This is a genomic window from Paraburkholderia graminis, from assembly GCF_003330785.1.
Taxonomy (GTDB): Bacteria; Pseudomonadota; Gammaproteobacteria; order Burkholderiales; family Burkholderiaceae; genus Paraburkholderia; species Paraburkholderia graminis.
Map to the genome: position 1 here is coordinate 3,166,985 of NZ_CP024934.1, position 22,058 is coordinate 3,189,042.

A 22,058-nucleotide genomic window follows, 5' to 3' on the forward strand; every position below is an offset into this window, starting at 1 on the left:
CGAAGCGAGCGGCGCATGGCGCGCAGCGGTCGCGCCGGGTTCTCTGTTGTCCGCGGCCACGCGACGTGGCTATCGCGCTTCACAGTTTGGCGTCGTTCATCACTTCGAGCGCTGCTCGCCACGCCCCGCTTCGCGCAAAAAATCCTCGACGCTCGGATAGCGCAAACGCACGCCCAGTTCCTCTTTCAGACGGCGATTCACGAGCCGCCTCGACTCGCGCATGAACGACAGCAAGGTCGGCTCGATCTGCGCTTCGGCTTGCTCCCGCGTGATGCGCGGCGGGCGGGCCAAACCGAATGCATCCGCAACGAGATCGAAGTACTCGCCCATTTTCAGCGATGAGTCGTCGGACGCGTGGATCACGCGCGCGGGCCGGCCGTGTGTCGCGAGACGCACGAGAATCGCGGCGAGGTCGTCGGCGTGAATGTGGTTCGTGTAGACGTCGTCAGTAGCGACGAGCGCGGGCGTGCGTTTTTCGAGCCGCGCAAGCGGCAGGCGATTGCCCGCATAGATGCCGGGAATGCGCGCGATGCTCGCGGCAATCGAGCCGCGCGCGGTTGCGCGCCGCAACTGGCGCTCGGCGGACACGCGGCGCTTCGCGCGCGCATTGGCCGGTTCGACGCTGCGCGTTTCGTCGATCCACGCGCCGCCGCAATCGCCATAGACGCCCGTCGTGCTCGCATAGACGAAGCACACGGGCGCGCGCGAAGCCGCGGTCCGGCGAAGGCCGTCGGGTACAATATTGGCTGGTTCTGCCGCTGTGCCTGCTGTTGCCCACGAGGCGCGAGCGCGGCGCATGCGCCCAAGCGGCGCCGAGGTTGCATAGCGTGTTGCGCGTGCCAAAGCAAAGTCGCGGCGCATGCTCAAGGTGGCGAGCAACGCGCGGGTGCGGCGGTCGTCGTCGCCGGTTTTCTGCGGGGGTGCGAGATGCAGCACGGTCGGCGCGAGACCCGCGAGCCGTTTCAGGCTGCGGCGCTCGTCGAGATCGCCGACCAGCGGCGACACGCCCGCAGCGCGCAATTCGGCGCAGCGCCCGGCGTGGCTGGTGAGCGCGAAGACGTGAGCGTGCGGCAGCAGCAGAGGCACGCAGCGCATGCCGACATCGCCGCAACCTACGATCAACACGCGCGGACGGCGGAAGTTTCGTGTCGCTTTCATGGTGCAGGCATTGTAGCCGCCACGCGCCGCGCGCATCGGGCGGCAGTGGGCGCAGCCCTTGCTGCTCCTCGCTGTAGCTTCGCCGTAGCCTCGCCGTGACTTATTAACGATTACCGACTTTCCATTTCCGAACACATATGGCATTTAACGTCACGCTCCGGCAAAGCGGCCGGCAGTTTCAGGTAGAACAGGACGAACCGGTGTTGACCGCGGCCTTGCGTCAGGGCATCGGTCTGCCGTACGGCTGCAAGAACGGCGCATGCGGTTCGTGCAAGGGCGCCGTGGTGAACGGCCAGGTCGAGCAGCGCGCGCACTCGTCGTCGGCGTTGTCGAACGATGAAAAGACTCGCGGCATGGCGCTCTTCTGCTGCGCGACGGCGTGCTCGGATCTGGAAATCGACATCCGCGAAGTGGCCGGCGTGGGCGACGTGCAGGTCAAAAAGCTGCCGTGCCGCGTGAACGCGATCGAGCGCAAGGCCGACGACGTCGTCGTGCTCAAGCTGCAACTGCCCGCGAACGAACGCCTTCAGTATCTTGCCGGCCAGTACCTCGAGTTCATTCTGAAGGACGGCAAGCGCCGCAGCTATTCGATGGCGAACGCGCCGCACGCCGAAGGCCCGATCGAGCTGCATATCCGCCACATGCCCGGCGGCGCCTTTACCGACCACGTATTCAACACGATGAAAGAGCGCGACATTCTGCGCTTCGAAGCGCCGCTCGGCACGTTCTTCCTGCGCGAAGAATCGGACAAGCCGATCGTGCTGCTCGCGTCGGGCACGGGCTTCGCGCCGCTGAAGGCCATCGTCGAACATGCGGTGTTCAAGAACCTGAATCGCCCGATGACGCTGTACTGGGGCGCGCGTCGCAAGAAAGACCTGTATCTGCTCGAGCTTGCCGAGCAATGGGCGCGCGAGATTCCGAATTTCAAGTTCGTGCCGGTGCTGTCGGAGCCGGATGCGAGCGATGCGTGGACCGGCCGTGTCGGCTTCGTCCATCGCGCGGTGATCGAGGATCTGCCGGATCTGTCCGCGTATCAGGTGTATGCGTGCGGCGCGCCGGTCATGGTCGAATCGGCGCAGCGCGATTTCACGCTGCATCATCGCCTGCCCGAAGACGAGTTCTACGCGGATTCGTTCACGAGCGCGGCGGATCTCGCCAACGCGGTCTAAGCAAAACGCCGACGCAACGCGCTGTGTGCAAATTCATGGTTTACACCGGCGCTTGCCTTGTCGTATTCTTTCGCGCATGAACCGCATCCAGTCCGAACTTCGACGTCGCCGCTCGCCGCTTCCCTAGGGACGCCGCCGGCTTCGTCACGGATTCGCGCTACAACAGAGCGCAAGCTGTTCGAATCATGAAAGCCACGGCATGCCGTGGCTTTTTTGTTTTTCCCTCACCCACTTGTTACCCGCTGCCTGGAGCCTGCCGTCATGAACTTCAATGAGTATCCGATCGAGTCGCTGATGTACATCACGAACCGGCCCGACATCGTTTTCACGCACGGCAAGGGCTCGTGGATCTACGACAACAACGGCAAGCGCTATCTCGACTTCATTCAGGGCTGGGCCGTGAACTCGCTCGGGCACTGCAATGAAGGCATGATCGAAGCGTTGAACAAGCAGGCGCAACTGCTCATCAATCCGTCGCCGGCTTTCTATAACGAGCCGATGGCGAAGCTCGCCGGCCTGCTCACGCAGCATAGCTGCTTCGACAAGGTGTTCTTCGCGAACAGCGGCGCGGAAGCGAACGAAGGCGCGATCAAGCTCGCGCGCAAGTGGGGCAAGAAGAACAAGGACGGCGCGTTCGAAATCATCACGTTCGATCACAGCTTCCACGGCCGCACGCTCGCCACCATGTCGGCGAGCGGCAAGCCGGGCTGGGACACGATCTACGCGCCGCAAGTGCCGGGCTTCCCGAAAGCGGATCTGAACGACATCGCGTCAGTGGAAAAACTGATCAACGCGAAGACGGTCGCGGTGATGCTCGAACCCATTCAGGGCGAAGGCGGCGTGATTCCCGCCACGCGCGAATTCATGCAGCAACTGCGCGAGCTGACCCGCAAGCACAACCTGCTGCTGATCGTCGACGAAGTGCAAAGCGGCTGCGGTCGCGCCGGCACGCTGTTCGCGTATGAGCTGTCGGGCATCGAGCCGGACATCATGACGCTCGGCAAGGGTATCGGCGGCGGCGTGCCGCTGGCTGCGCTGCTTTCGAAAGCCGAAGTTGCGATCTTCGAAGCGGGCGATCAGGGCGGCACCTACAACGGCAATCCGTTGATGACGGCCGTCGGCTATTCGGTGATCTCGCAACTGACCGCGCCGGGTTTCCTCGAAGGCGTGCGCGCGCGCGGCGACTATCTGCGCGCGAAGCTGCTGGAGTTGTCGGAAGAACGCGGCTTCAAGGGCGAGCGCGGCGAAGGTCTGCTGCGCTCGCTGCTGCTCGGCAAGGACATCGGTAACCAGATCGTCGAAAAGGCGCGCGACATGCAGCCCGATGGCCTGCTGCTGAACGCGGCGCGTCCGAACCTGCTGCGCTTCATGCCGGCGCTGAACGTCACGAATGAAGAGATCGACCAGATGATGGCGATGCTGCGTTCGATCCTCGACACGCTGTAATCGAAGCGGGCCACGCATGATGAGCACGACTGCCGCGCTTTCGATCCGCCGTTTCGACGCACGCGACACCGACGCCGTGATCGCGCTGTGGCAACAGGCGTTTCCCGAGTACCGGGACGCGACGAGGCCGCAACGCAACCCGCGTCTGTCGATCGCAAACAAGCTCGCGACGCAGCCCGAATTGTTCTTCGTGGCCGTGCTGGGTGAACGCGTGGTCGGCACGGTAATGGGCGGCTACGACGGCCATCGCGGCTGGCTGTACTCGCTCGCCGTCGATGAGTCGTTGCGGCGGCATGGCATCGGCTCGCGTCTGGTCGCGCACGTCGAAGCGGCGCTGACCGCGCTCGGCTGCCCGAAGCTGAATCTGCAAGTGCTGTCCGCGAAGAACGACGTGCGCGCGTTTTATGAGGCGCTCGGTTATCGCGCGGATGAAGTCGTGAGTTTCGGCAAACGTCTTGGCGAGTTGGCGGATTCTTCGCGGGGGTGAGTGCTTCGTGGTGCGCTGTGCTGCGCCGCGCCGCGCCGCGCAAAGACAAAGGCCGCATGCGTTAGTTACGCATGCGGCCTTTGTTATTGAGGCTTTAGTTTGCGAGGCTTATTCGCCCAACTTATTCACCCAGCTCATTCACCCAGCTCATTCACCCAGATAAGCCGCCCGCACCTTCGGATCGTCCAGCATCTGCTTCGCATCCCCCGACATCGTGACGAGACCCGAGTCCATCACATAGCCGCGGTTCGCCGCCTGCAACGCGAGACGCGCGTTCTGCTCGACCAGCAGCACGGTCATGCCTTCACCCGAAATCGCGCGCACCACTTCGAAGATCTTCTCGACCATGATCGGCGACAGACCCATCGACGGCTCGTCGAGCAGCAGCAGCTTGGGACGCGAGATGATCGCGCGCGCCATCGCCAGCATCTGCTGTTCGCCGCCCGACAGCGTGCCCGCGTATTGCGTGGCGCGCTCCTTCAGACGCGGGAAAAAGCCGAACATGCGATCGACGTCGGCCTTGATGCCGTCGGTGTCGGTGCGCAGATAAGCGCCCATCTGCATGTTCTCGACAATCGACATGCGCGCGAAGATGCCGCGGCCTTCCGGCACCATCGCGAGGCCGCGCTTCAAAAGCTCGTGCGGCGGCACGCCCTTGATCGACTGGCCCATATACTCGATGTCGCCCGCAGCATACGGCTTCAGACCCGTGATCGCCTTCATCGTCGTGGTCTTGCCCGCGCCGTTTGCGCCGATCAGCGTGACCAGCTCGCCCTGCGCGACTTCGAGATCGATGCCCTTGACTGCCTGGATGCCGCCGTAGTTGACCTGAAGGCCCTTGATTTTCAACATGGTTTGCGTCGTGGACATCAGTGGACTCCTGCACCCAGATAAGCTTCGATCACCTTCGGATCCTTCTGCACGTCTTGCGGCAGACCTTGCGCAATCACCTTGCCGTAGTCGAGCACCGTCATCTGGTTGCACAGACCCATCACGAGTTTCACGTCGTGCTCGATCAGCAGAATCGTCTTGCCGTCCGCGCGAATCTTGTCGAGCAGCCTGGTCAGTTCAACTTTTTCCGTTGCGTTCATGCCGGCAGCGGGTTCGTCGAGTGCGAGCAGCTTCGGATCGGTCGCGAGCGCGCGCGCGATTTCAAGCCGGCGCTGGTGACCGTACGACAGATTGCGCGACGTGTAGTCCGCGTACTGCGCGATGCCGACGTACTCCAGCAGTTCGATCGCGCGCTCCTTGATCTCGCGCTCTTCCTTGCGCTCGGCGGGCGTCTGGAACACCGCGCCGATCAGGCCGTGCTTCGTGCGCACGTGGCGGCCGACCATCACGTTTTCCAGCGCGGTCATGCCGCCGAACAGACGAATGTTCTGGAACGTGCGCGCGATGCCGGCCTTCGCAACCTGATAGACGGCCGTCGGCGTGTAGTTCTGGCCGTCGAGCTTGAAGTCACCCGAGTCAGGCGTGTAAAGGCCCGTGATCACGTTGAAGAACGTGGTCTTGCCGGCGCCGTTCGGGCCGATCAGACCGTAAATAGTGCCTTCCTCGATCTGAAGACCGACGTCCGATAGCGCCTGCAAACCGCCGAAGCGCTTGTTGACGCCCTGCACGGACAGACGGATTTTTTTATCGCTCATGTGATTTCTCCTATCCGCGTCCGTTACGCGCGCACCGGCTTCTTGCCGGCACGCTTCGACAGCTTCGCAATCTTGTCTTCGTGCTTCGGCGACGGCCACAGGCCTTCCGAGCGGTACAGCATGATCAGCACCATCGCCAACGCGTAGACGAGCTGACGGATCACTTCCGTATCGACGATTTCATGGCCGAAGATCATGTGCTGCAGCGGACCCATCGTCGAGCGCAGGAATTCAGGCAGCACCGCGAGCAGCACCGCGCCGAGAATCACGCCCGGAATGTGGCCCATGCCGCCGAGCACCACGCACGCGAGCACCACGATCGACTCGGGCAGCGTGAACGATTCCGGCGACACGAAGCCCTGGAACGCGCCGAACATCGCACCTGACAGACCGCCGAACGACGCGCCCATCGCGAACGCGAGCAGCTTCACGTTGCGCGTGTTGATGCCCATCGCCTTCGCGGCGATTTCGTCTTCGCGGATCGCGGCCCATGCACGGCCGATGCGCGAGTGCTGCAAACGCGTACACACCCAGATCACGAGCAGCGCGGCGAGCACGAACAGGTAGTAGTACGAGTACACCGACGGAAACTGGAAGCCGAATAGCGAGTGCGACTGCGACAGGCTGAAGTCGCCCAGGTGCACCGGCGCGATTGCCGTAATGCCCTTCGGGCCGTTGGTGATGTTCACCGGACGGTCGAGGTTGTTCAGGAAAATCCGCACGATTTCCCCGAAGCCCAACGTCACGATGGCGAGGTAGTCGCCGCGCAGACGCAGCGTCGGTGCGCCGAGCAAGACGCCGAACAGCGCGGCCACGCCCATCGCGCACGGCACGATGATGAGGAACGGCACGTGCAGCCCGTTCGGCGCGAGATGCGCGATCCATTCGAACTGCGACGACAGGTGCGGCGACGACAGCAGCGCCGCCGTGTACGCGCCGACCGCGTAGAACGCGATGTAGCCCAGGTCGAGCAGGCCGGCGAAGCCGACCACGACATTGAGGCCGAGCGCGAGCATCACGTACAGCATCGCGAAGTCGAGCACGCGCACCCAGTAGTTGCCGCCCGCGGTGCCGATGATCATCGGCGCGGCGATCACGAGCACCGCCGTGATGATGCCGACGGTCAGCGTCTTCGCCAGGTTCTTCTCGGGAATGAGCGTCGTGGACGGCTCGATCGGTTGAATTGAGGTCATTTGATTTACTCCTTGGCCTGGATCAAGCGCGATCCGCAACGCGTTCGCCGAGCAGACCCGACGGACGGAACACCAGCACGATGATCAGCACGATGAACGCAAACACGTCCTGATAGTTACTGCCGAACACACCACCTGTCAGGTTGCCGATATAACCCGCGCCCAACTGTTCGATGAGCCCCAGAATCACGCCGCCGACCATCGCGCCGCCGAGATTGCCGATACCGCCGAGCACGGCCGCGGTGAACGCCTTCAGGCCTGGGATGAAGCCCATGTAGAAGTGCGCGTTGCCATATTCGGAGGCGATCATCACGCCGGCGAGCGCGGCGAGCGCCGAGCCGATCATGAAGGTGGCCGAGATCACGAAGTTCGGGTTCACGCCCATCAGCGAGGCAACGCCCGGGTTCTCGGCAATTGCGCGCATTGCGCGGCCGAGCTTGGTCTTGTGCACGAGGAGCAGCAGGCCCGCCATCACGAGGAACGCAACGACGATGATCACGATTTCAGTCATCGAGATCACGGCGCCGGGCGTCGTATCGGTGGCCTTGATCACGTTCAGCGGATCGGTGGGCAGAAGCTGCGGGAACGGCAGCGGATTGCGCGACCAGATCATCATGGCGAGCGTCTGCAGCAGGATCGACACGCCGATCGCGGTGATCAGCGGCGCGAGACGCGGCGCCTTGCGCAGCGGCCGGTATGCCACGCGCTCGATTGTGTAGCCGACGACCGCGCAGACCACGGCGGCAATCGCCAGCGCGATGCAGAGCGTCGGCACATTGCCCAAGCCGGGGAAGTGGTTCTGCAGCACGCCTATGGCTGACAGCGCAACCATCGCGCCGACCATCAACACGTCGCCGTGAGCGAAGTTGATGATGCCCAGAATGCCGTAAACCATCGTATAGCCCAGTGCGATGATGGCGTAAACGCTGCCAAGCACCAGCCCGTTGAGGACCTGCTGGATGAAGATATCCATTTAATGCTCCTTAGCCCGTGCGGCTGGATTCGCGCTCTTCATCAGCCGGTGGGCGGTGATGCGTCACGCAATCTCAACGGCACTGCGGGTACTGATGTAAAAGACCGGTAAGGGTTTATCCGCCGCCGATTCGCCTTCACGACTGGGTCACAGTCGCAGGCTAGCCTTCAGCGGATGCAAAAACGGCACCGTCGGGTGGTTCGGTGCCGTCAGGCTGAACGTCCCGTCATTACATCTTCACGACGTCGAGAACCGCTTTCTTGCCGTCCTTGAAGTCGTAAAGCGTAATGGCGCCCTCTTTCAAATCACCCTTGTCGTCGAACGCGATGCGGCCGATTACCCCGTGGTAATCGGTGGACGGCATCGCAGCCAGCACCTTGGGCGCCTCGATCGAATTAGCGCGCTTCATTGCATCGACAATCACGTACACAGCGTCGTACGTGAACGGTGCGTAAATCTGCACCGGCGTGTGGAAGCGGTCGACGTACTTCTTCTCGAAGTCCGCTCCCCTGTCCATTTTCGAAAGCGCGAGTCCCGCTTCCGAACAGACCAGGTTTTGCACGGCGGTTCCCGCCAGCTCACCTACCTTGTCGGTACACACGCCGTCGCCGCCAAGGATTTTTGCCCTGATACCGAGCGCCGCCGCCTGTTTGGCAAACGGCCCGCCCGTTGCGTCCATGCCGCCGAACATGATGGCGTCCGGGTGAACACTCTTGATCTTCGTGAGGATGGCCCGGAAGTCCGTGGCCCGGTCGTTCGTCGCTTCGCGCGTGACGACTTTCGCTCCGTTCGCCTCCGCGGTCTTCGCGAATTCGTCCGCGAGTCCCTTGCCGTAGGCGGTCGCATCGTCCACAACGGCGATGCGTTTCGCGCCCAGCGCCTTCGTCGCGTAATTGGCGAGTGCGGGACCCTGCTGCGCGTCGGTGGCGACGACGCGGTAGGTCGTCTTGAAACCCTGCTGCGTGTAAGCCGGGTTCGTCGACGACGGCGAGATCTGCACGATGCTCGCGTCGCTATAGACCTTGGAAGCCGGAATCGACACGCCCGAATTCAGATGCCCGACGACGGCCACCACGTGATCGTCCACCAGCTTTTGCGCGACGGCCGTTCCCGTTTTGGGATCGGCGGCGTCGTCCTGCGCGTCGAGTTGCAAGTCGATCTTGTGGCCGTCGATCGTCAGGCCCTGCGCGTTGATTTCCTCGACCGCGAGACGCGCGCCGTTTTCGTTGTCTTTACCGAGATGCGCAATGCCGCCCGTCAACGGAGCCGCGTGGCCGATTTTCACGACGATTGCTTCGCTTGCCGGCGCCGCGGATGCTGCTGCCGCCGACGCACCTGCTCCCGCCTCGCCATCCTGTTTTTTGCCGCACGCGGTCAACATCGCAACCGCGGCCGCGATGGACACGGCGTAAGCAAACTTGACTCGCATTAAGTAGGTCTCCCGCCCTTGCAAATTCCATCGTCTGAAGGCGCTAAGGCCTTGAGAACGCGCGCATTGTAACTCCAATTTTGCGACGGGCAATATTGTTGAACCGGCAGGGTTTTCCTGCATTGCAACCGTATTTTGAGACCGCTTTCGCGCAAAAGGCGCAACCCGGTTGCGACTGTTTTTCGTGCATCAGTTGCACCGGCTTGGGAACGCATGGCATCAAGTGTTGCGGCCGAACGGCGCTGCGGCCTGCTACAGCGTGGTTTACGTCAAATGGTGGGTTTTGTTGAGCCGCCTTTGACGAGCACCATTTTAGTGCGCCAAAATTGCAACAGGGCGGATAGGTCGCAAATAATCGGGGACGCATCATCGAAAAACCGATTTAACGCCAGATCGAATTTCAAAAAAGATTGCCTGCGTCGGTGTGGGAAACCGCATTTCGCAGTGATGTGGCACCGTTTCTTGAATGGCCTTCGCGGCGTCAGGATGAAAAAAACGCGCCCGAAGGCGCGCTTTCTTATGGTCTATGGTGGCTGCGAACCGTCAGGCCGGCAGACCCAAGCCACGCGGCAGCGGAAACGCGATGTTTTCCTCGATGCCGTCGAGCGCGCGGACATTGCGCACACCCAACTCCCGCAAACGGGCGATGACCGCCTGCGCCAGCACTTCCGGCGCCGAAGCACCCGCAGTCACGCCGATGCGGCGCTTGCCCTCGACCCATGTCGGATCGATCTGATCCGGCGAATCGACCATATAGGCCGGCACGCCGAGTTTTTCAGCCAGTTCGCGCAGCCGGTTCGAGTTCGAACTGTTCGGGCTGCCGACCACGATCACCACGTCGCACTGCGGCGCCATGAACTTCACGGCGTCCTGGCGGTTCTGCGTCGCGTAGCAGATGTCCTGCTTCTTCGGCTCGCGGATGGACGGGTATTTCGCCTTCAGCGCGCCGATGATTTCGGCGGCGTCGTCGACCGACAGCGTGGTTTGCGTGACGAATGCGATCCGCTCGGGGTCGGCCAGTTGCAGCGCCTGCACGTCCTCGATGTCTTCGACGAGATGCATGCCCTCGCCCGCCTGGCCCATCGTGCCTTCCACTTCCGGATGGCCCTTGTGGCCGATCATCACGATGTCGAAGCCGTCCTGGCGCATCTTCGCGACCTCGATGTGCACCTTGGTCACGAGCGGACAGGTCGCGTCGTACACGCGCAGCCCGCGCGATTCGGCCTCGCTGCGCACCGCTTTCGACACGCCGTGCGCGCTGAAGATAACCGTGTTGCCAGGCGGCACTTCTTCCAGCCGCTCAATGAAAATCGCGCCCTTCTTGCGCAGATCTTCGACGACGTAGGCGTTATGGACGATTTCGTGACGCACGTAAATCGGCGAGCCGTGCAGCTTGATCGCGCGTTCGACGATCTCGATAGCCCGATCGACGCCGGCACAGAACCCGCGCGGCTGCGCCAGCAGGATCTCGGTTTCGGCAAGGGTCGTATCCGCGATGGTCATGTTTACAAAATCCCGATGATTTTCACTTCGAACGCCAGCGCCTGGCCGGCAAGCGGGTGGTTGAAATCGAACAGGGCCGACGTTTCGCTCACTTCTTTCAGAACGCCGGCGTAGCGGCCGCCACCCGGCGCGTTGAATTCGACCAGGTCGCCCGGAGAAAAATCCTCACCGATCATGCTGTTTTCGCGCAGCGTGGCCAGCGACACGCGCTGGATCAACTCGGGATTGCGCGGACCGAAGGCGACGCCGGGATCTAGCCGAAAGGTCGAATGGTGCCCGACCTTCAAACCCAGCAAAATGTCTTCCAGCGGCGGCGCGAGCTGACCGGCGCCGAGCAGCAGCGTGGCGGGCTTGTCGTTGAAGGTATTGATGACTTCGGCGCCATCGGCAAGGGAAAGCCGGTAGTGAAGCGTTACGTGTGAACCGGGCTTCACTTCGGAAATGTCGATGATGCTCATGCAGTGCTCGCTCAGTCGAAGCGCGCTCTCACGCGTGCGCCGCGGGCGCAGCCGACGCGTGCGGCACACCGTCGGCGTGCCGTGCGCAAAGCGTCTATTGTAAGCCACATGGCTGGCCTCGGCTTGCGTCCATCGCACGCACGAAGCTTCAACCCTAAGCGGAGGAATTGTCTCTATATGTCTGATTATGCGTCCACAATCGGCGATCCAATGTTGGATTTCGCTCGTTCGCCGCCCGTCGCCCGCCCTGCCGATGCGCCCAATCCGCGCCGCCGGCGCAAATGGCCCAAACACGATATGCCGCGCGAACGGCTCATCGATCAGGGCCCGGCTGTGCTGTCGGACACGGAGATGATCGTGCTCGTGCTCGGCTCCGGCCTGCCCGGCCACGACGTGTTCAGCGTGGCGCGCGAGCTGCTCGACCGCTTCGGCTCGCTGCGGGCCATGCTCGATGCGACTTACGCGGATTTCGACGGCTTGCGCGGCATCGGGCCCGCGAAAAAAGCGCAGTTGCTCGCGATCATGGAAATGGCGCGCCGTTCGCTGGTCGACAAGATGCGCCGGCGTTCGCTGATGAATTCGCCCGAGGCCGTGGAAGATTACCTGCGGCTTCTGATCGGCGGCCGTCCGCAGGAAGTGTTCGTGTCGCTGTTCCTGGACGCGCGGCATCGGCTGATTCGCAGCGAGGAAAGCGCGCGCGGCACGCTCACGCGCATGGCGGTGTATCCGCGCGAGATCGTGCGGCGGGCGCTGGCGCTCAATGCGGCGAGCCTGATCGTCGCGCATAATCATCCGTCGGGCGCGGTGCAGCCGAGCGCCAGCGACTGCAGTCTCACGCGCACACTGCGTGAAGCGCTGGCGCTGATCGACGTGCAACTCGTCGATCATCTCGTGATCGGCGCGGACAGCGTATACTCGTTCGCCCGCGCCGGGTGGCCGTGACGCAGTGCGACCGGCAGCTTGACGGGTCTTTCGGCGCTCTTTAGGCGACATGAAAAAAGCGTGAACGGGACGCGAAAAGGCGCCGCGCCGTGTCTCGCCACCGCAAATAAGGTTTGATTTTGCGGCTTTTTTCCTGCTAGAATTCCGGTTTGCCTATTTCCAACCCCCTGTTCCGAAGCCACCAAGGCGTTCCGGAAAGGATACGTGCCTGATTTCAGCGCGACTCTTTTCGGGAAACTTTCACGGCGTTCGAACTCAGAATTAGCGTATTAGGAGTGCTCTCATGGCACGCGTATGCCAAGTAACTGGGAAAGCGCCGATGAGCGGCAACAACGTTTCCCACGCGAACAACAAAACCAAGCGCCGGTTCCTGCCGAACCTGCAAAGCCGCCGTATTTGGGTGGAAAGCGAAAACCGTTGGGTGCGTCTGCGTATTTCGAACGCCGGCCTGCGCCTGATCGACAAGAACGGTATCGACGTTGTGCTCGCAGATCTGCGCGCACGCGGTGAAGCCTAAGGAGTAAATCATGGCGAAAGGCGCACGCGACAAGATCAAGCTGGAATCGACCGCAGGCACGGGTCACTTCTACACGACTACGAAGAACAAACGCAACATGCCGGAAAAGATGCTGATCAAGAAGTTTGATCCGGTCGTCCGTAAGCACGTTGACTACAAGGAAACCAAGATCAAGTAAGTCTTGGCTCCTGCCTTTTGACGAAGGCAAAGACATGTGCAAAAAGCCTCGCATTCGTGCGGGGCTTTTTTGTTTCTGGGTCGTCAAAACCGTCGTTTGACCTTGATGTGCCCGGTCGTGAAGTCTTATGACGTCCGGCCAGCTTTCCCTCGACCGTCGCGGCGCGTATCCTTTCTCGTTTTAGCAGCGCGTGATTGTCGCGTTTGCACAGCAAAACGAAAAGACGGAGATGCAAGCAATGGAATTCGATGTGGCGATTGTCGGTAGCGGTCTCGCGGGGCTGAGCGTCGCGCTCAATCTCGCAGAAACGCGGCGGGTTGCGGTGATCGCCAAGCGGTCGATGACTGAAGGCGCGAGCGATTGGGCGCAAGGCGGCATCGCCGCCGTGCTGGATTCCGCGGACAGCATCGACAATCACGTGCGCGATACGCTGGTTGCCGGCGGCGGCCTGTGCGACGAAGCGGCGACGCGGTTCATCGTCGAACACGGGCGTGCCGCGATTGAATGGCTGATCGACCAGGGCGTGCCGTTCACGAAAGACGACGCGGCCGAGCTCGGCTTCCACCTGACTCGCGAGGGCGGCCATAGCCACCGGCGGATTATTCATGCGGCCGACGCCACGGGCCATGCGGTTGTCACCACGCTCAGCGAGCGTGTGCGGCGGCATCCGAACATCACACTGCTCGAAGATCACTGCGCGATCGACCTGATCACCTCCGACCGGCTGGGACTGCCGGGACGCCGTTGTCATGGCCTCTATGCGCTCGATGTGCAAACCGGCCGCACCGTCACCATCGAGGCGCCGCACACGGTGCTCGCCACCGGCGGCGCGGGCAAGGTCTACCTGTACACCACGAATCCGGACACGGCGACGGGCGACGGCATCGCGATGGCATGGCGCGCGGGCTGCCGCGTCTCGAACATGGAGTTCATCCAGTTCCATCCGACCTGCCTGTTCCATCCGTACGCCAAGTCGTTTCTGATTTCGGAAGCCGTGCGCGGCGAAGGCGGCGTGCTGAAGCTGCCGGACGGCACGCGTTTCATGCCGAACCACGACGAGCGCGCCGAACTCGCGCCGCGCGACATCGTCGCGCGCGCGATCGACTTCGAGATCAAGAAGCGCGGCATCGATTGTGTGTATCTGGACATCAGCCATCAGCCGGCCGATTTCCTGCGCGAGCATTTTCCGACGATCCTCGCGCGCTGCCTGGAATTCGGCATCGACATCACGAAGGAACCCATTCCGGTCGTGCCGGCGGCGCACTATACGTGCGGCGGCGTCGTCACCGATCTGGCGGGCCGCACCGATCTCGCGGGCCTCTATGCAGTCGGCGAGACCTCTTGCACGGGGCTGCACGGCGCAAACCGTCTGGCCAGCAATTCGCTGCTCGAGTGTCTGGTGATCGGCCGCTCGGCTGCGCGCGCCATCGAAGAAGAAGGCTTTAGCGGCGCGGTTCATGCGCCGTTGCCGGACTGGGACGAGAGCCGCGTGTCCGATCCGGACGAAGAAGTGGTGGTCGCCCACAATTGGGACGAGCTTCGCCGGCTCATGTGGAACTACGTGGGCATTGTGCGCACGGACAAACGGCTTGCGCGAGCGCGCCACCGGCTCGCCCTCTTGCGCGACGAGATTCACGAGTATTACGCGAATTTCAAGGTGAGCCGCGACCTGCTGGAGTTGCGCAATCTGGTGGACGTGGCTTCGCTAATCGTCGACGGCGCGCGCTCGCGGCGCGAAAGCCGCGGCCTGCATTTCAGCCGCGACTGGCCGGCGACTTTGCCCAAAGCGCTGCCGACCGTGCTCTCGCCGGAATACGTGCGCAACCGCAACGTGTGATGCAAACGGAAACGCCATCGCCGGCTTTCATGCCGGCGATGGCGTTTCATGTCTCACGAAGCCTAATTTCTGGAAACCGCGTCAGACGATTCGCAACGAGTAATCGGTCGCTCGCACGTCTTTCGTCAGGGCGCCGATCGACACGCGGTCGACGCCTGTCTCCGCAATCGTCCGCACGGTCTCGAAGTTGACGCCGCCCGACACTTCCAGCACCGCGCATCCAGCGGTGATGCGTACCGCGTCGCGCATTGCATCGAAGGAAAAGTTGTCGAGCAGAATGGACTGCGCGCGATGCGCCAATGCCGTTTCCAGCTGTTCGAGCGTTTCGACCTCGATCTGAATCGGGACGCCCGCGTTGAGCGCAAGCGCTGCGTTCATGGCCGCGCCCACTCCGCCGGCGGCGGCAATGTGGTTTTCCTTGATCAGGATGCCGTCGTACAACGCGAGCCGTTGATTCGCGCCGCCGCCCACACGCACCGCGTACTTTTGCGCGAGCCGCAAGCCTGGCAAAGTCTTGCGCGTGTCGAGAATCCGCGTGCGCGTATGCGCGATTGCGTCGACGTACCGGCGCGTCGCGCTCGCCACGCCGGACAGCAACTGCAGAAAGTTGAGCGCGTTGCGTTCGGCGGTAAGCAGCGCGCGCACCGGCCCGCGCAGTTCGCACACCGGCGTGTCCGCCGTCATGCGGTCGCCTTCGCGATAACGCCACTGCGCCTCGATCCGCGGATCGACCTGCCGCAAGATGGCGTTGAACCAGGGCACGCCGCACAACACCGCATCCTCGCGGACGATGACGCGCGCGTCGCGCACTTCGTCGGCGGGAACGAGGCGGCCGGTCTGGTCGCCGGTGCCGATGTCTTCCGCGAGCGCGTCCGCGACGTTGCGTGCCAGCGCGGCGTCGAACGCGGCGCCGTACTGCGCGCGGATCTCGGCGAAGAGCGGCGACACGGCTTCCGCCTGGCTATAGGCGGCGGAACCGGCCTCTGCTGAATCTTGCGCTACCGCGTTCATCAGGCGGCTCCTACGTTCGAATACAACTGCGCGTCGCGCGCCAGATCGCCGCTCGCCTGCACGCGCTTCTTGTGACGCGCGGCGAAGTCCAGCATGCGATCGATCGGCAGACGAGCCCGTTCGCCGATAGCACGGTCGACGAAAATCTCGTTGTGGCCGCGCTCGAGCACGTCGGCCAGATTCGCGAGGCCGTTCATCGCCATCCACGGACAGTGCGCGCAGCTCTTGCAGGTCGCGCTGTTGCCGGCCGTGGGCGCGGCAATCAGCGTCTTGCCGGGCGCAGCGAGTTGCATCTTGTGCAGGATGCCGAGGTCCGTCGCGACGATGAAATGCGTCGCATCGAGCTTCTGCGCGGCGTCGATCAACTGCGTGGTAGAGCCGACGACATCGGCGAGCGCCACGACGTTGGCCGGCGACTCGGGATGCACGAGCACTTTCGCGCCGGGATATTCGGCGCGCAGCAAATCGAGTTCGATGCCCTTGAATTCGTCGTGCACGAGACACGAGCCCTGCCACATGAGCATGTCCGCGCCGGTCTTGTTCTGGATATAACCGCCCAGGTGCCGGTCCGGCGCCCAGATGATTTTTTCGCCGCGCGCGTGCAAGTCGGCAACAATCTCCAGTCCGATCGATGAAGTCACCATCCAGTCGGCGCGAGCCTTCACCGCGGCACTGGTGTTCGCATAGACCACGACCGTGCGATCCGGATGGGCGTCGCAGAAAGCCGAAAATTCGTCCACTGGGCAGCCAAGATCGAGCGAGCAGGTAGCGTCGAGGTCCGGCATCAGAATGCGCTTGTCGGGACTCAGAATCTTCGCGGTCTCGCCCATGAAACGCACGCCGGCAACGACCAAAGTTTGTGCGTCGTGGTCACGCCCGAAGCGCGCCATTTCGAGCGAATCGGCGACGCAGCCGCCGGTTTCGTCGGCAAGCTCCTGCAATTCGGCATCGACATAGTAGTGGGCCACAAGCACTGCCTTCTCGCGCTTGAGCAATGCGCGGATGCGCTCCTTCAGCGCCACTTTCTGTTCTGCCGACGGCATGTCGGGCACCTTCGCCCACGCCTGTCCGATCCCGCAGGACGTGCCCTGCGCCTGCGGCCGGTCGTATTCGACGGTCCTGATCGCCTGCTGATCCATGATCTCCTCTGCCTTCGCTCTGCCGCCGCGGCCTGCGCACTGCGTCATGCTGCATTTTCCGCGGCCCAAAAAGCAAAACCCCGCCAACGCGGGGTTTTGTGACGTAACGAAATTTTAATGGATTTCGCGATCAAGCATAACGGCGCAGTCGCATTGCAAAATCCTGCAGCGCTTTGATGCCGCTCGCCTCAGCGCGATGACACCAGTCCTGCAACTGAACCAGCAACTGGTCGCGCGACGCGTTCGAGCGCTCCCACATTGCCGCGAGTTCGTTGCGCATGTCGATGTACGTCTTCAGTTTCTGGCTGTTCGCGAAGATTTGCGGCAGCAGACGTTTCTGCGGCTCGTCGAGCCCCGCTTCTTCCTTATGGAACCAGTTGCGCGCGCCGCGCATGAGCTGATACTTCTCGCGTGCGCCGACTTCCTTCAGATGCGCGAGTTCCTGACGATACGCACGCTTAAGCGCCTTGCCGTAACGCGCCATCACTTCGTAACGGTTTGCCAGCACGGCCTGCAACGTGTCCTGGTCGAGCACCAGCTTGCCGGTGGTCAGACGCGGCGTGGGCGCGATCTTCTTCACCTTCGCAAGACGGAAGGCCGACATGATGCGGATATACATCCAGCCGATGTCGAACTCATACCACTTGTTCGACAGCTTGGCCGACGTCGCATACGTGTGGTGATTGTTATGCAGTTCCTCACCGCCGATGATGATGCCCCACGGGAAAATGTTCGTGCTGGCGTCCGACGAGTTGAAGTTGCGGTAGCCCCAGAAGTGCGCGAGACCGTTGACGACGCCGGCCGCCCAGAACGGGATCCACACCATTTGCACAGCCCAGATGGTCAGGCCGACGACGCCGAACAGCGCGACGTTCAGCACCATCATCAGGCTCACGCCGAGAATCGGGTACTTCGTGTAGACGTTGCGCTCCATCCAGTCGTTCGGCGTGCCGTGACTGAACTTGCGCATCGTTTCTTCGTTTTTCGCTTCGGTGCGATACAGTTCCGCGCCTTCGAGCAGCACCTTCCAGATGCCGCGCGTTTGCGGGCTGTGCGGATCTTCTTCGGTCTCGCACTTCGCGTGGTGTTTACGGTGGATAGCCGCCCATTGACCGGTCAGCATGCCCGTGGTCATCCACAGCCAGAACCGGAAAAAATGACTGACGACAGGGTGCAATTCGAGCGCGCGGTGCGCCTGGCAGCGGTGCAGATAAACCGTCACGCCGATGATCGTGACGTGCGTGACCGCGAGGGTGTACAGCACAAGTTGCCACCAGGAGAAGCGCAGCAGGCCGTGGGCAAGGAAATCGAGCAAGGAATTCAACAAGGCAATTTACCTGTGGAACGAGAGACACGAGACACCCGCGGACTGCGCGTGTCAAGAAAGTGAAAGCATACAGCGGGATTGGACGACATTCTACTGGAAGCGTTCCAAGTGTTTGTAACAAATAGGGATTTTTTGTGCGGCATCAACGAGCGATAGTCTGCAATGAGCCCATTTTGACTCACCGCAGACCCAGAAGTGCCCGTCAGAGCGCGTTGTCTGCCTGATTGGCGGCAGGCGCGGTCATAGTTACCGGCTGCGGTGCGACACCGGAGACATTTGCAATGTGTCCGACGTTGCCGACGATCCGCACTTCGCGTTGCGCGAAAGGAATCGAAATGCCGTGCGCGGAGAAAAGCTGCCAGATGTTGCGATTGACCGCCGAGCGCACGGCCGAGGTGCCGGTTGCGGCGTCGGCGATCCAGAAACCCAGTTCGAGGTTGATGCCGTCAGCGCCGAAACTCGTCAGGTAAGGCGTGGGCGCCGGGTCCGCGAGGACGCGCGGCACGCCGGCGGCGGCTTGCGCGAGCAGCGCCATCGCCTGTTCGACGTCGGCCGTGTAGGCGATCTGCACCGCCGCCTTCGCATAGCCGCGCGTCAGATACGACGACTGGTTCTGCACGACGTCGGTGATCAGCTTCTCGTTTGGAATCAGCGTCTCGATGCCGTCGAGGCCACGCACGACCGTGTAACGCGTGCGGATCTGCGTGACCATGCCTTGCAGGCCGCTCACGTTGATCGTGTCGCCGATCCGCAACGACCGGTCGATCAGGATGATGAAGCCCGACACATAGTTGCTCGCGATCTTCTGCAGCCCGAAACCGAGCCCCACGCCGAGCGCGCCGCCGAACACGCCGAGCACGGTGATGTCGATGCCCACGAGCGACAGGCTGATCAGCACGGCCGCCAGCACGAAAGCCGCACGGCCGACGCGCGCCACCACCACTTTCAGATTGGCGTCGAGCGTGGTGGCGCGCATCAGCCGGTCTTCGAACGCCGAGCCGAGCCACATCGCGACGATCATCGTGACGCCCACCCACAGCAGGCCGGTGACGAGCGAAAGCAGCGTCATATGCGCATTGGCGATGCGAAAGTGAACGCTCGCCATCCACTCGATCACGTCGTCCTGAATGCCCATCACGGTCAGCACCATGGCGACCCAGACGACCAGCGAGACGATTTTTTCGACGACGAAAAGCCACGGATGCGTCTCGCCGTCGTGGCTAAAGACGCGTCGCGCGAAGAAAAACACGATGTAAATCAAGCCGATGCCGAAGAGCGGCACCAACGCGAGATCGAGCAGCGCAGTGTGGATGAACTGGCCCGCGATCGCGCGCGCGAGCCACACCAGCACCGCGCCGATCAGCGGGAAAAACGCGCGGTTCAGGCTTTCGGCGCCGAAGCGCAACGTCTGGTAGCGCGTCTGCCGGCGCAAATCGAGCGCCCGGCGCAGCACGCGCGCGAGCAGCCACGCGAGCGCGAGCGTCGTGAGAAGCAAGCCGATTTGCCACAGCATGACCGGCTGGCCGAAGTCGCGCGTGAGATCGCCGAAAAGGTGCGAAAAGAGTCTGTTTTGCATGATGTTGCGGGAATGGCCGGCTCGCCGGGATCGAAGAATCGATCGGCGAGCCGGCGCGCAGCCCGTCGGGCCTCAGCTCTGGCGTTCGAGCACGGCGGCGAAGAAGCCGTCGGTCGCGTGGCGATGCGGCCAGAGCGACAGGTAATCGCCCATTTCGAGGTCGATGCGCTGCTCGGCCAGCACTTCACGCGCCGGGACGAGCGCGAAGTCCGGGTGATCCGCGAGGAACTGCTGCACGACCGCTTCGTTTTCCGCTTCGAGGATCGAGCACGTCGCGTACACGAGACGCCCGCCCTTCTTCACGAGCCGCGCCGCGCTCGCGAGAATCGACGCCTGCTTGGGCGCAAGCTCCGCGACCGATTCCGGCGACTGACGCCATTTCAGATCGGGATTGCGGCGCAGCGTGCCGAGGCCGCTGCACGGCGCGTCGACCAGCACGCGGTCGATCTTGCCGGCAAGCCGCTTGATCTTGGCGTCGTGTTCACTGTCGATCAGCACCGGATTCACGTTCGACAAACCGCTGCGCGCAAGCCGCGGCTTGAGCTTGGCGAGACGCCGCTCGGAGATGTCGAATGCGTACAGACGCCCGGTCGAGCGCATCGCCGCGCCGAGCGCGAGCGTCTTGCCGCCCGCGCCCGCGCAGAAGTCGACGATCATTTCGCCGCGCTTGGGCGCGACGAGCGAGCACAGCAACTGGCTGCCCTCGTCCTGGACTTCGAGCCAGCCTTGCTGGAACGCGTCGAGCTTGGTGAGCGGCGGCTTGCCGACCACGCGCACGCCGAACGGCGCGAACGGCGTGGCGCCGGCTTCAATGCCGGCCTTCGACAGCGCGTTCAGCACGTCGTCGCGGCTCGCCTTGATCGGGTTCGCGCGCAGGTCCAGAGGCGCCGGGTAGTTGAGCGCGGCGGCCAGTTGCGCGAGTTCCGCGGCTTCAAAACGCTTGGCCAGCGCCTGATAGATCCAGTCCGGCAGATTCAGGCGAATCCGCAGCGGCAGGCTTTCCGGGTCGATCATCGCGACGTGTTCGAGCCACCTGGATTCCGAGTCCGACACGAACGGCTTGAGCGCCGAGCGGCCCGCCGTCTGCATCAGACCGAGCAAAGCCATGCGGCGCGCCGGGCTGCCGGCGCCGCTTTCGGCCAGATGCGCGAATTCCATGCGCCGGCGCAGCACCGCGAAAACCGCCTCGGCGATGACGCCGCGCTCACCGTGTCCGAGCTTCGGATGCGCGCGGAAAAAGCGGCTCGTGGTGGCGTCGGCGGGACCATTCAGTCTTAGGACTTCAGCCAGCAAAGTCTCAGTTTGTCCAATCAAAAAACCATGCAATCTCATGCGCCCTCTCCGGCGGTGTGACCGGCAAAGAGCCATTGCGGCTCCGGCGGCGTAAGCGTGACACGCAGGCCGTCAAGAGCAAGACGCCCTTCGACGAACCAGCGCACCGCGCGTGGATAAATAATGTGTTCGGTCGCGAGCACGCGCTCGGCGAGCGTCGCGGGCGTGTCGCCGGCCACGACGGGCACCGCCGACTGCACGACGATCGGCCCGTGATCGAGCTGCGACGTCACGAAATGCACCGACGCGCCGTGCAGTCGCACGCCGGCGTCGAGCGCCTGCTGATGTGTCTTGAGTCCAGGAAAGCTCGGCAGCAGCGACGGGTGCACGTTCAGCATGCGCCCCGCATAACGGTCGACGAAACCGTCCGTCAGCACGCGCATAAAGCCGGCGAGCGCGACGAGATCCGGCGAGAAACTATCGATTTGTTCGGCCAGCGCCGCATCGAAGCGCTCGCGGTCGGGAAACTGGCGGTGATCGACCACCGCCGTCGCAATGCCGTGCGACGCCGCGAACGCAAGGCCCGCGGCGTCAGGACGGTTCGCAATCACGGCGGCCACCTGCGCGGCCCACCCTTCGTCCGCACACGCGCGAACAATGGCTTCCATGTTGCTTCCCCGCCCTGAAATCAGGATGACGAGTTTTTTCATGCGCGGATTTTATCATTCGGGGACACCCAAACCGCGAGGCGCCGCCGTCCGTTGCGCCGAGCGTTTATAATCGTTTGTTTTGCGGCA

At 62.9% G+C, this 22,058-nt stretch carries 21 protein-coding genes; 7 read left to right on the forward strand and 14 right to left on the reverse strand.

Translation table 11 applies throughout. From position 1 onward, the window contains the following. Positions 1 to 99: 99 nt before the first annotated feature. Positions 100 to 1,158, reverse strand: coding sequence for a Rossmann-fold NAD(P)-binding domain-containing protein (locus tag CUJ91_RS14105; protein ID WP_044021327.1), 1,059 nt, complete (start codon positions 1,156 to 1,158; stop codon positions 100 to 102). Positions 1,159 to 1,295: 137 nt separating this feature from the next. On the opposite strand from CUJ91_RS14105, the gene CUJ91_RS14110 reads away from it, so the two are divergent. From CUJ91_RS14110 to CUJ91_RS14120, 3 genes are all read left to right on the forward strand, one after another. After that, the gene (locus CUJ91_RS14110; protein ID WP_114156419.1) at positions 1,296 to 2,327 is read left to right on the forward strand and encodes a CDP-6-deoxy-delta-3,4-glucoseen reductase; all 1,032 of its coding nucleotides are present in this window, start codon (positions 1,296 to 1,298) and stop codon (positions 2,325 to 2,327) included. Positions 2,328 to 2,588: 261 nt separating this feature from the next. Beyond that, a complete protein-coding gene (locus CUJ91_RS14115; RefSeq protein WP_114156420.1) occupies positions 2,589 to 3,773 on the forward strand; it encodes an acetylornithine transaminase in 1,185 nt (394 codons plus the stop codon). A 19-nt stretch (positions 3,774 to 3,792) separates the two neighbouring features. Beyond that, positions 3,793 to 4,260, forward strand: a complete 468-nt coding sequence (locus tag CUJ91_RS14120) for a GNAT family acetyltransferase (protein ID WP_114156738.1) — start codon at positions 3,793 to 3,795, stop codon at positions 4,258 to 4,260. A gap of 147 nt (positions 4,261 to 4,407) precedes the next feature. Here the strand turns inward: CUJ91_RS14120 and CUJ91_RS14125 are convergent, their stop codons facing one another. The 7 genes from CUJ91_RS14125 to CUJ91_RS14155 form a co-directional block, all read right to left on the reverse strand. Then, positions 4,408 to 5,112: an ABC transporter ATP-binding protein gene (locus CUJ91_RS14125; RefSeq protein WP_029968028.1), complete on the reverse strand. Its 705-nt coding sequence runs from the start codon at positions 5,110 to 5,112 to the stop codon at positions 4,408 to 4,410. Between the two features lie 17 nt (positions 5,113 to 5,129). After that, entirely contained in the window at positions 5,130 to 5,906 is a 777-nt protein-coding gene (locus tag CUJ91_RS14130; RefSeq protein ID WP_006050124.1) for an ABC transporter ATP-binding protein, read from the reverse strand. A gap of 23 nt (positions 5,907 to 5,929) precedes the next feature. Continuing rightward, entirely contained in the window at positions 5,930 to 7,099 is a 1,170-nt protein-coding gene (locus CUJ91_RS14135) for an ABC transporter permease subunit (protein ID WP_006050123.1), read from the reverse strand. Between the two features lie 22 nt (positions 7,100 to 7,121). Next, positions 7,122 to 8,072, reverse strand: coding sequence for a branched-chain amino acid ABC transporter permease (locus CUJ91_RS14140; RefSeq protein WP_006050122.1), 951 nt, complete (start codon positions 8,070 to 8,072; stop codon positions 7,122 to 7,124). A 229-nt stretch (positions 8,073 to 8,301) separates the two neighbouring features. After that, positions 8,302 to 9,501, reverse strand: coding sequence for a branched-chain amino acid ABC transporter substrate-binding protein (locus tag CUJ91_RS14145; RefSeq protein ID WP_029968029.1), 1,200 nt, complete (start codon positions 9,499 to 9,501; stop codon positions 8,302 to 8,304). Positions 9,502 to 10,044: 543 nt separating this feature from the next. Continuing rightward, complete coding sequence (ispH, locus tag CUJ91_RS14150; RefSeq protein ID WP_006050120.1) at positions 10,045 to 11,004, reverse strand: 4-hydroxy-3-methylbut-2-enyl diphosphate reductase; 960 nt, start codon at positions 11,002 to 11,004, stop codon at positions 10,045 to 10,047. Positions 11,005 to 11,006: 2 nt separating this feature from the next. Next, positions 11,007 to 11,462, reverse strand: a complete 456-nt coding sequence (locus CUJ91_RS14155) for an FKBP-type peptidyl-prolyl cis-trans isomerase (protein ID WP_006050119.1) — start codon at positions 11,460 to 11,462, stop codon at positions 11,007 to 11,009. A 177-nt stretch (positions 11,463 to 11,639) separates the two neighbouring features. Here CUJ91_RS14155 and radC point away from each other — a divergent pair, with 177 nt between their 5' ends. The 4 genes from radC to nadB all read left to right on the forward strand — a co-directional run bounded on the left by radC (position 11,640) and on the right by nadB (position 14,936). Then, positions 11,640 to 12,404, forward strand: coding sequence for a RadC family protein (gene radC / locus CUJ91_RS14160; RefSeq protein WP_029968031.1), 765 nt, complete (start codon positions 11,640 to 11,642; stop codon positions 12,402 to 12,404). 283 nt (positions 12,405 to 12,687) lie between these two features. Beyond that, the gene (rpmB, locus tag CUJ91_RS14165; RefSeq protein ID WP_053858652.1) at positions 12,688 to 12,921 is read left to right on the forward strand and encodes a 50S ribosomal protein L28; all 234 of its coding nucleotides are present in this window, start codon (positions 12,688 to 12,690) and stop codon (positions 12,919 to 12,921) included. Positions 12,922 to 12,931: 10 nt separating this feature from the next. Beyond that, positions 12,932 to 13,099 carry a 50S ribosomal protein L33 gene (gene rpmG, locus CUJ91_RS14170; protein WP_006050116.1) on the forward strand — a complete coding sequence of 56 codons (168 nt, stop codon included), beginning with the start codon at positions 12,932 to 12,934 and terminating at the stop codon, positions 13,097 to 13,099. A gap of 238 nt (positions 13,100 to 13,337) precedes the next feature. Beyond that, positions 13,338 to 14,936 carry an L-aspartate oxidase gene (gene nadB / locus CUJ91_RS14175; protein WP_114156739.1) on the forward strand — a complete coding sequence of 533 codons (1,599 nt, stop codon included), beginning with the start codon at positions 13,338 to 13,340 and terminating at the stop codon, positions 14,934 to 14,936. An 81-nt stretch (positions 14,937 to 15,017) separates the two neighbouring features. Here the strand turns inward: nadB and nadC are convergent, their stop codons facing one another. From nadC to purN, 6 genes are all read right to left on the reverse strand, one after another. Then, entirely contained in the window at positions 15,018 to 15,947 is a 930-nt protein-coding gene (gene nadC / locus CUJ91_RS14180) for a carboxylating nicotinate-nucleotide diphosphorylase (RefSeq protein WP_114156421.1), read from the reverse strand. Then, the gene (gene nadA, locus CUJ91_RS14185; RefSeq protein WP_114156740.1) at positions 15,947 to 17,086 is read right to left on the reverse strand and encodes a quinolinate synthase NadA; all 1,140 of its coding nucleotides are present in this window, start codon (positions 17,084 to 17,086) and stop codon (positions 15,947 to 15,949) included. The genes nadC and nadA overlap by 1 nt, the downstream gene beginning before the upstream one ends. Before the next feature lie 130 nt (positions 17,087 to 17,216). Continuing rightward, positions 17,217 to 18,413: a DesA family fatty acid desaturase gene (locus CUJ91_RS14190; protein WP_006050112.1), complete on the reverse strand. Its 1,197-nt coding sequence runs from the start codon at positions 18,411 to 18,413 to the stop codon at positions 17,217 to 17,219. A 202-nt stretch (positions 18,414 to 18,615) separates the two neighbouring features. Further along, a complete protein-coding gene (locus CUJ91_RS14195) occupies positions 18,616 to 19,989 on the reverse strand; it encodes a mechanosensitive ion channel family protein (protein ID WP_006050111.1) in 1,374 nt (457 codons plus the stop codon). A 72-nt stretch (positions 19,990 to 20,061) separates the two neighbouring features. Continuing rightward, on the reverse strand, positions 20,062 to 21,321 hold the full coding sequence (locus CUJ91_RS14200) for an RsmB/NOP family class I SAM-dependent RNA methyltransferase (protein WP_006050110.1): 1,260 nt from the start codon (positions 21,319 to 21,321) through the stop codon (positions 20,062 to 20,064). Then, positions 21,318 to 21,971 carry a phosphoribosylglycinamide formyltransferase gene (gene purN / locus CUJ91_RS14205; RefSeq protein WP_006050109.1) on the reverse strand — a complete coding sequence of 218 codons (654 nt, stop codon included), beginning with the start codon at positions 21,969 to 21,971 and terminating at the stop codon, positions 21,318 to 21,320. Before purN ends, CUJ91_RS14200 begins: the two co-directional genes overlap by 4 nt. Between the last annotated feature and the right edge of the window lie 87 nt (positions 21,972 to 22,058).